Annotated in this window: 12 protein-coding genes; 9 read left to right on the top strand and 3 right to left on the bottom strand. The window is 40.2% G+C overall.

The annotated features are described in order from the left end of the window. The first annotated feature begins 20 nt into the window (after positions 1–20). From pgsA to AC3E8G_RS08880, 5 genes are all read left to right on the top strand, one after another. Positions 21–560, top strand: a complete 540-nt coding sequence (pgsA, locus tag AC3E8G_RS08860) for a CDP-diacylglycerol--glycerol-3-phosphate 3-phosphatidyltransferase (protein WP_490677524.1) — start codon at positions 21–23, stop codon at positions 558–560. Continuing rightward, positions 561–1,388, top strand: coding sequence for an energy-coupling factor ABC transporter ATP-binding protein (locus tag AC3E8G_RS08865; RefSeq protein ID WP_006595344.1), 828 nt, complete (start codon positions 561–563; stop codon positions 1,386–1,388). Beyond that, complete coding sequence (locus AC3E8G_RS08870; protein ID WP_490677525.1) at positions 1,373–2,215, top strand: energy-coupling factor transporter ATPase; 843 nt, start codon at positions 1,373–1,375, stop codon at positions 2,213–2,215. Before AC3E8G_RS08865 ends, AC3E8G_RS08870 begins: the two co-directional genes overlap by 16 nt. Then, the gene (locus AC3E8G_RS08875; RefSeq protein WP_490677526.1) at positions 2,208–3,002 is read left to right on the top strand and encodes an energy-coupling factor transporter transmembrane component T family protein; all 795 of its coding nucleotides are present in this window, start codon (positions 2,208–2,210) and stop codon (positions 3,000–3,002) included. Before AC3E8G_RS08870 ends, AC3E8G_RS08875 begins: the two co-directional genes overlap by 8 nt. 171 nt (positions 3,003–3,173) lie before the next feature. Continuing rightward, the gene (locus AC3E8G_RS08880) at positions 3,174–3,821 is read left to right on the top strand and encodes a LysM peptidoglycan-binding domain-containing protein (RefSeq protein WP_154856975.1); all 648 of its coding nucleotides are present in this window, start codon (positions 3,174–3,176) and stop codon (positions 3,819–3,821) included. Positions 3,822–3,984: 163 nt separating this feature from the next. On the opposite strand, the gene AC3E8G_RS08885 is transcribed toward AC3E8G_RS08880, so the two are convergent. From AC3E8G_RS08885 to sdaAB, 3 genes are read right to left on the bottom strand one after another with little or no spacing between them, the layout of a single operon-like run. Continuing rightward, positions 3,985–4,614, bottom strand: coding sequence for an HAD hydrolase-like protein (locus tag AC3E8G_RS08885; RefSeq protein WP_490677527.1), 630 nt, complete (start codon positions 4,612–4,614; stop codon positions 3,985–3,987). Between the two features lie 3 nt (positions 4,615–4,617). Beyond that, entirely contained in the window at positions 4,618–5,490 is an 873-nt protein-coding gene (sdaAA, locus tag AC3E8G_RS08890; RefSeq protein ID WP_125329311.1) for an L-serine ammonia-lyase, iron-sulfur-dependent, subunit alpha, read from the bottom strand. Positions 5,491–5,499: 9 nt separating this feature from the next. Further along, positions 5,500–6,171 carry an L-serine ammonia-lyase, iron-sulfur-dependent subunit beta gene (gene sdaAB, locus AC3E8G_RS08895; protein ID WP_023024775.1) on the bottom strand — a complete coding sequence of 224 codons (672 nt, stop codon included), beginning with the start codon at positions 6,169–6,171 and terminating at the stop codon, positions 5,500–5,502. Positions 6,172–6,402: 231 nt separating this feature from the next. Here sdaAB and apf point away from each other — a divergent pair, with 231 nt between their 5' ends. The 4 genes from apf to AC3E8G_RS08915 form a co-directional block, all read left to right on the top strand. Next, positions 6,403–6,930, top strand: a complete 528-nt coding sequence (gene apf / locus AC3E8G_RS08900; RefSeq protein WP_490677528.1) for an aggregation-promoting factor — start codon at positions 6,403–6,405, stop codon at positions 6,928–6,930. A gap of 204 nt (positions 6,931–7,134) precedes the next feature. After that, positions 7,135–8,256 (top strand): tRNA 2-thiouridine(34) synthase MnmA, encoded by a 1,122-nt coding sequence (mnmA, locus tag AC3E8G_RS08905; RefSeq protein WP_490677529.1) that lies wholly within the window; start codon positions 7,135–7,137, stop codon positions 8,254–8,256. Positions 8,257–8,393: 137 nt separating this feature from the next. Further along, on the top strand, positions 8,394–8,849 hold the full coding sequence (locus AC3E8G_RS08910) for an NUDIX hydrolase (protein WP_490677530.1): 456 nt from the start codon (positions 8,394–8,396) through the stop codon (positions 8,847–8,849). Between the two features lie 8 nt (positions 8,850–8,857). Continuing rightward, a partial coding sequence (locus tag AC3E8G_RS08915) for an FAD-dependent oxidoreductase (RefSeq protein ID WP_490677533.1) occupies positions 8,858–8,966 on the top strand: 109 nt, incomplete at its 3' end.

The raw sequence follows: 8,966 nt of genomic DNA on the forward strand, positions 1-8,966 counted from the left end.
AAACTAGTAAGGAGACTAGAATGAAAAAAGAAAATATCCCAAATGCCTTAACACTGGTTCGAATTGTGTTTATTCCTATTTTTATTTTGATGCTAATATTTGGTAAAGGTTATGGTTGGCATGTAGCAGCAGCTATTGTCTTTGCAGTTGCTAGTATCACCGATTATTTGGACGGTTATTTAGCTCGTAAATGGAAAGTTGTTAGTAACTTTGGAAAATTTGCGGATCCTATGGCTGATAAGCTCCTTGTCATGTCTGCCTTTATCATGATGATTGAATTAAAGATGGTTCCGGCTTGGATTACTGCAGTTATAATTTGCCGTGAATTAGCCGTAACTGGCCTCCGTCTGTTATTGGTTGAAACAGGAGGAGTTGTTTTGCCAGCAGCTATGCCTGGAAAAATTAAAACCTTCTCACAAATGTTTGCTATTATCTTCCTTCTCTTCCATTGGGACTTATTGGGTCAAATTACGCTTTATGTTGCGCTAATCTTTACAGTCTACTCTGGATATGAATACTTTAAAGGCAGTGCCTACCTCTTTAAAGATACCTTTAGATAAATGAATAATATTATAGAAGTTCGAAATCTTACATTTAAATACCAAAAAACAGATGAGAACCATCAGTTAAATGATATATCGTTTCACGTGAAACATGGTGAATGGTTATCCATTATTGGACATAACGGAAGTGGTAAATCAACAGTGGTCCGCTTGATTGATGGCTTGTTGGAACCGGAATCTGGTCAAATCTATATTTCCGGAGATTTGTTAACTCCTGAAAATGTTTGGGATAAACGTAGTGAGATTGGGATGGTTTTCCAGAATCCAGATAACCAGTTTGTTGGGGCTACAGTTGAAGATGATGTGGCGTTTGGGTTGGAGAACCAAGGAATTCCAAGAGACGAAATGGTGCAACGAGTAGATGAAGCTTTGAAGATGGTCCGCATGGATGAGTTCAAAGATCGAGAACCCGCTAGGTTATCCGGTGGACAAAAACAACGAGTGGCCATTGCTGGGATTATCGCTTTACGACCTAAAATCATCATTTTAGATGAAGCAACCAGTATGTTGGATCCTGAAGGGCGTCTAGAACTAATTCGGACAGTTCGAGAAGTCAAAGAACGATATGGGTTAACCGTTATTTCTATTACCCATGATTTAGAAGAAGTTTCCCTAAGTGATCGGGTTATTCTTTTTGAAAAAGGAAAAGCGACCTTGGATCTGACTCCAAGAGAACTCTTTTCTCGAGATGATCTGGATGAAATAGGACTAGAAGAACCTTTCGCCAATCGATTGCGTAGCATGTTACATCAAAAAGGTTTTCCAGTTGGAGAAACCTATCAGACTGAAGGAGAGCTAGAGAAACTATTATGGGAATTGCTTTAAAACAGCTTAGTTATACCTATCAAGAAGGTACTCCTTTTGAAGGAGCGGCTCTTTTTGATGTGAATATAGAAATCCCAAGCGGTTCTTATACAGCTCTAATTGGGCATACTGGAAGTGGAAAATCAACCATCCTCCAATTATTAAATGGTTTGCTTTTGCCCAGTCGAGGGGAAGTGCAAATGAATGATATGCGCATTAGTTCTGAGTCTTCTCAAAAAGAGCTAAAGGATCTTCGGAAAAAAGTGGGTCTCGTCTTTCAATTTCCAGAAAGTCAACTCTTTGCTGAGACTGTTGTAAAAGATGTCGCATTTGGGCCTCAAAATTTTGGAGTAGACCAAGAGTCAGCTGAGAACATTGCCAAGGAAAAATTATGCTTAGTCGGTCTTTCTGAAGAGTTGTTTGAACGGAGTCCCTTTGAATTGTCTGGAGGGCAAATGAGACGGGTTGCTATTGCAGGCATTTTAGCGATGGAACCTGAAATTTTGGTCTTGGATGAGCCAACAGCTGGTTTGGATCCGTCAGGCAGACGGGAATTAATGAAGCTATTTGCTTCACTGCATCAAGCTGGGATGACCATCGTTCTTGTCAGTCATTCTATGGAAGATGTGGCTGAATACGCAAATCTTGTTTATGTTTTAGAAAAAGGTCGAATTGTGAGGTCTGGGCATCCAAGGGATGTATTTCAGGATGTAGAAGGACTAGAAAACATACATTTAGGTGTACCGAAAGTGACGAAATTTGCTTGGCGCTTACGTCAAAAAGGACTATCTTTACCAAATTTACCAATCACTTTACAGGAGTTTAAGGAGTTAATTGGACATGAATAGTATGATTTTAGGACGATATGTACCAGGTAACTCCATTCTCCATCGTATGGATCCAAGAGCAAAGTTACTAGGACTTTTCTTGTTAATTGTTATTTTGTTTTGGGCCAATAATGTGATGACGAATGTCCTGTTATTTTTATTGGCCTTTGCGTTGATTTTGAGTGCCAAGATCCCCTTCCGTTTTTTTATTAATGGCCTGAAATCTATGGTCTTTATCATTGCTTTCACCACACTCTTTCAGTTGTTTGCGACGACTGGCGGTAAGACCTTATTTCAATTTTATTTTTTGACTGTAACGGATAAAGGACTTGCTCAAGCTGGTGTGATCTTTTGTCGTTTTATTCTCATTGTTGTATTTTCAACGATTTTAACACTGACAACAACGCCCTTAAGCTTAGCAGATGCCGTAGAAAAGTTGTTAACTCCATTTAAAATCATCAAAGTTCCTGCTCATGAAATTGGACTCATGTTGTCTATGAGCCTTCGTTTCGTTCCCACTCTAATGGATGATACGATTCGCATTATGAATGCACAGAGAGCTAGAGGGGTTGATTTTGGAGAAGGGAATCTCCTTCAGAAGATCCGCTCTTTTATACCAATTTTAATTCCCTTGTTTGCATCAAGTTTTAAACGTGCAGATGCTCTTGCAATTGCTATGGAGGCAAGAGGTTATAAAAGTGGAGAGGGAAGAAGCCGTTATAGGCGGTTAAAATGGCAAGTTTTAGATAGTGTAGCTATTCTGTCTGTAGTAGCAGTTGGTGCTATCATTTTTTGGTTGAAATATTAGAATACCACCACTACATGTAGGGGAATTTTTCTAAAAAAATGAAGAAAAACGCTATTTATAGCGTTTTTTGCATGAAAAATACATGATTTTGTAACCTTTGTAACATAAATTATAACTAACTGTAACATTTAATGTGTAAGATAGTATTATGTTCGAAAGGAGAATGTATTGATGAACACAAAAAAAGTCCAATGGACATTAACTTCTATTATCTCAGCTCTTTCACTTTTTGTTTCTGGTGTGGTAGTGAATGCTGAAACATACGAAGTGAAAAATGGTGATACTTTATCAGAAATCGCGATTAAGAATAACACTACTATCGAAAAGCTTGTTGAATTGAATCAAATCAGCAATCAAGATTTAATCCACGCAGGTCAAATTATTGAGTTGGGTGAACGTTCAAACTCATTGATTAACAAAGTGAATACTGCTACAGCAAGTCAGGAACCAGGAGTTGAAGCTTCTACAAATCAAGTAGCGGCTGAAACATCAACAACTACTGCTAATGCTACTTATAATGCAGCACCAGTTGTTACAAATTCAGGAAATGGGATTGTACTTGCTAATGGGAATACTGCTGGAGAAACTGGATCCTATGCAGCGGCTCGAATGGCTGAAATGACAGGTGTTCCTGCATCAACTTGGGAAGCCATTATTGCCCGCGAATCAAATGGTCAAGTGAACGCAGCAAATCCATCTGGAGCTAGTGGTCTTTTCCAAACAATGCCAGGTTGGGGTTCAACTGCTACAGTTGATGATCAAATCCAATCAGCTTATAATGCCTATTCAAACCAAGGACTTTCAGCTTGGGGATACTAAAAAAGAGGGGAAACCCTCTTTTTATTTTGTTTCTTACCTTGATAAGGATTGTAAAGACTTGTAAAGAAAAATGACTGTGTCAGTCAACCTTGGTGAACCATGGATACTCTTACCCATGAGTGATTTCATACATAAAAGAGGTTTACAAAATTGTAAACCTCTTTTATGAATTTAAATAAGCGATTAACTCTAGAGGAGAGTCTAGGATGGTATCAGGCAATTGTTCTTTTAATTGGTCTAAAGGTGCAAATCCCCAACTGACTGCAATTGTGTGAATACCAATGGTTTTTCCCCCAATGATATCAAATTTAGTATCCCCAACGATGCAAGCTTTCTCTTTTGGAATTTGATGGTCCACTAGTACACGCTGAATGATATCAGCTTTGTGCATAGATCCCGGGATAGAACCATAAATCCCTTCAAAGCAATCACTTATTCCTAGTGAATGGGCTATTTCGAGACTCACTTCCTGATTCTTAGAGGTGGTGATGAATAAGTGATAACCCAATTCCTTCAATTGTTGAAGGAGTTCTTTGATACCTGGGTAGAGATAGGTTTGTTGTTGGCCAGTTTCTTTGTAATAAGCGCGATAGATTTCTACAGCTTTTGTGACAAGTTCTTTTGGAAGATGGTTTGTAAATGTAACTTCGAGTGGAGGGCCCATAAAGGTTCGAATAGTCTCTTTATCAGGAGCAGGAACTCCTAGCACCTTGAAAGTGTGTAGAAAGGTGGTTTCAATTCCTTCGGAACTATCGACTAAAGTCCCATCCAAGTCGAAAAATATGTACTTCATAGGTTAGTCTCCAAATATTTCTTGCTGTAGTCGTTTCCCAGTTGGAGTCGCTGCTAGACCACCTTCAGCCGTTTCTCTAAAGGCAGTTGGTAGGCTAGATCCAACTTGATACATGGCGTCAATGACCTCATCGACAGGGATTTTGGATTCAATTCCTGCTAGAGCCATATCCGCTGCAATATAGGCATAGCTTGCACCCATAGCATTTCGTTTGACACATGGGACCTCTACCAGTCCTGCAACGGGATCACAAATTAAGCCTAACATATTTTTGATGACGAAACAAATGGCTTGGCTAGCTTGGTAAGGACTTCCCCCAGCAGCCAACGTCAAGGCAGCTGCACTCATGGCTGCCGCGGAACCCACCTCGGCTTGACAGCCTCCTTCAGCTCCTGAAATCGATGCATTGTTGGCAATAACCAGGCCAAAGGCTCCTGCGGCCAATAAGAACTCCAATTGTTGGTGCTCATCTAAATGGAGTTTCTCGATGGCTGAAGTAAGAACAGCAGGTAAGCAACCGGCCGATCCAGCAGTGGGAGTAGCACAGACTAAGCCCATTTTTGCATTGTGTTCGTTGACAGCGATAGCATTTTTGGCTGCGGTTAGGACAGTATAGTCGGAGAGGGCTTTTCCAGATCGAATATAGCGATCCAATTTTGCAGCATCTCCTCCGGTCAAGCCACTTCGAGAAAGTTGGTCATTGAGTCCAAGATGAACGGATTCTTTCATCACCTCAAGGTTTCGTGTCATAAGAGTCAGAACTTCTTCGCGCTCGCGACCAGTTAGTTCAAACTCAGTTGCAATCATTAATTCTGCGACATTTCCTTCATAGTGGAGGGTCGCTTGCTCAACTAGTTCGGTAATGGAATAAAACATGGGGTCTCCTTATTGAAAGAAATTCACATTGTGTAAATGGGGAATTTGACGGATTAACTCAATAGCTTCGTCACAATTACGAGAATCCACTTCAATAATCATAATAGCCTTTTCACCGGCTTTTTCACGGGTTACGTTCATTTGGGCGATATTGATATCATACCGGGAAAGGGCTTCTGTCACATGGGCAATCATCCCAGGAACGTCTTGGTGAACAATAATAATAGTTGGGGTGTTCATGTTTAGAGAAATTGCAAAGCCATTTAACTCGGTAACTTGTATGTTTCCCCCACCAATGGAAATTCCTGTGACGGAGATGGTTTTGTGCTCATTTTTCACCGTGATAGTCGTCGTATTTGGATGAGGTGCATTGCTCTCTTTTTGAATAGACCAGACGATTCGAATTCCTCTTTCATGAGCAATTTCAAGACTATTGGGGATTCTTGGATCATCTGTGTCCATACCCAAAATACCAGCTACAAGCGCCAAGTCTGTCCCATGACCTCGATAGGTTTTGGCAAAGGAATTAAACAACTGAAATTCAACTTCTGTCGGATCCTCTCCAAAAATAGAAGAGACAATTTTTCCAATACGAACAGCTCCAGCAGTATGGCTACTAGAAGGTCCAATCATAACCGGTCCAATAATATCAAATACGGATTGGAATTTAAGCGAATTCATCAGTCAGCTCCTTAGGGTTTCTTTTCTTTCATTATAACAAATCTAAGGCATGTTTTCTTCTATTTTAAGAGGGAAATTTTGTTTTAACCTTAAAAGATACTTAAAACCAGTTTATTTGAGGTGTTTTTTATTCTTGCTAACATATTATTGAAACATTTGACGTGATTTCATAAAGTTTCTGAAACATTTCTTCTGTAAGATAAAGAACATACAGAAAAGGAGTGTAAAACCATGAATAAAAAAATCTTTGTAAAACGTGTAATCGGATTGAGCTTATTATCAGGAATGTTTATTCCCGTCCTTGCCAGTGCAGAATCTTACACTGTAAAGTTGGGTGATACCTTATCAGCTATTGCTAAAGAGAAGAATACAACGGTTGATTCGATTGCTAAGAAAAATAAGATTAGCAATGTCAACCTCATTACAGTCGGTCAAGTTTTAGAGATTGAAGATGAGAAGTCAACAACTAATACAACAGAGCAAGCTACCACTACACAAGCAACAACTACGGCATCTGCTTCTGATGGCTTGAGTGCCGAAGATGCAGCAGCTAAAGAATGGATTGCCCAGAAAGAATCAAATGGCAGTTATACAGCACAAAATGGCCAATACTATGGTCGTTACCAGTTATCCCTTTCTTATTTAAACGGTGACTTGTCGGCAGAAAACCAGGAAAAAGTAGCCAATCAATATGTTGTCAACCGATATGGATCATGGTCGGCGGCTAAAAACTTCTGGTTGGCCAATGGCTGGTATTAAAGTAGATGAAAGAGTTCAGCAATTGGACTCTTTTTTGATTTACAGACTTGTAAACATATAGATACAATAGCCAATAAGAAGGATGGCAAGATGCTTGTTTTCTACTATAAAGCGTGTTACAATTGATAATGCTCAAAACGACCTTCAATCGTTGAAGCAAACCACGACCTTCAATCGTGAGAAACGAAAAGATGGGAGAAATCTATGAGTGATAACTCGAAAACACGTGTTGTTGTTGGTATGAGTGGTGGTGTGGATTCATCTGTAACAGCTTTATTATTAAAGCAACAAGGTTACGATGTCATCGGCATCTTCATGAAAAACTGGGACGACACAGACGAAAATGGCGTCTGTACAGCTACAGAAGATTACAAAGATGTAGCAGCGGTTGCAGACCAAATTGGCATTCCTTACTATTCTGTCAACTTTGAGAAAGAATACTGGGATCGTGTCTTTGAATATTTCCTTGCCGAATACCGAGCTGGTCGAACACCAAATCCGGATGTCATGTGTAATAAGGAAATCAAATTTAAGGCCTTTTTAGATTATGCTATGACACTCGGTGCAGATTATGTAGCGACAGGGCACTATGCGCGTGTGGCGCGTGATGAAGATGGCATTGTTCATATGTTACGCGGCGTTGACAACGGGAAGGACCAAACTTATTTCTTAAGCCAGCTGTCACAAGAACAACTTCAAAAAACCATGTTCCCATTGGGAAATTTGGAAAAGCCTGAGGTTCGCCGGTTGGCAGAAGAGGCTGGATTGGCAACAGCTAAAAAGAAAGACTCCACTGGGATCTGCTTTATTGGAGAAAAGAATTTCAAAGAGTTTCTAGGGAATTACCTCCCTGCCCAACCAGGCCGAATGATGACCGTAGATGGACGGGATATGGGTGAGCATGCCGGTTTGATGTATTATACGATCGGTCAGCGGGGTGGACTTGGAATCGGTGGCCAACAAGGTGGGGACAATGCTCCTTGGTTTGTCGTTGGTAAAGATCTGAGTCAAAATATTCTGTATGTCGGTCAAGGATTCTATCATGAAGCACTCATGTCAACAAGTTTACAGGCTAGTCAAGTTCACTTTACACGAGATATGCCAGAAGAGTTTACATTAGAGTGTACAGCTAAATTCCGCTATCGTCAGCCTGACTCCAAGGTGACTGTACACGTTAAAGGTGACAAGGCAGAAGTGATTTTCGCAGAACCTCAACGAGCCATTACACCAGGACAAGCTGTTGTCTTTTACGACGGTGAAGAGTGTCTAGGCGGTGGCTTGATTGACAATGCTTATCGGGATGGAAAAGTTTGTCAGTATATTTAAATTGACAAATTTTCTCAATTTGCTACAATAATAAAAGCAATAGAAATGATGGTCAAAGCTCATGGATGTTGCAGGCTTTTTTGTCCTGCACTTCTCAGAGTTTTGACTATTTTTGTGTCGTTTCGAAAGGAAGTTACATGCAAGAAAAGGATTTTCGGACAAAGTTAAACCAAATGGTTTTTGGTGTGAGAGCGACTGCTTTGATTGTAAAAGACAATCGTTTGTTAGTCGTTGAAGATGAGGATGGTTTTTATACAATCGGAGGTGCCATTCAAGTGGATGAAGCTACTGAGGATGCCGTAGTTCGAGAAGTAAAAGAGGAACTTGGGGTCGCATCTAGAGCTATTCAGTTAGCTTTCATTGTTGAAAATCGATTTGAACAAGCTGGGGTCCACTATCATAATATCGAGTTCCATTATTTAGTAGACTTACTGGAAGATGCACCGTTAACCATGCAAGAAGATGCGAAGCCCTTACCTTGCCGGTGGCTTGCTTTAGATGATCTACATACTGTTAATCTGAAGCCGTCATTTTTAAAAACCGCCTTACCAGATTGGGACGGACAATTACGACACATCCATCTTAAAGAATAGGAGAAAAAATGACTTATAATTTTATAGAAGAATACGATATTATTGTAATCGGAGCGGGGCATGCTGGGGTAGAAGCCTCCCTTGCTGCGAGCCGAATGGGTTGTAAAGTTTTACTTG

This window comes from Streptococcus sp. SCPM-O-B-15294 (M123) (assembly GCF_058200455.1).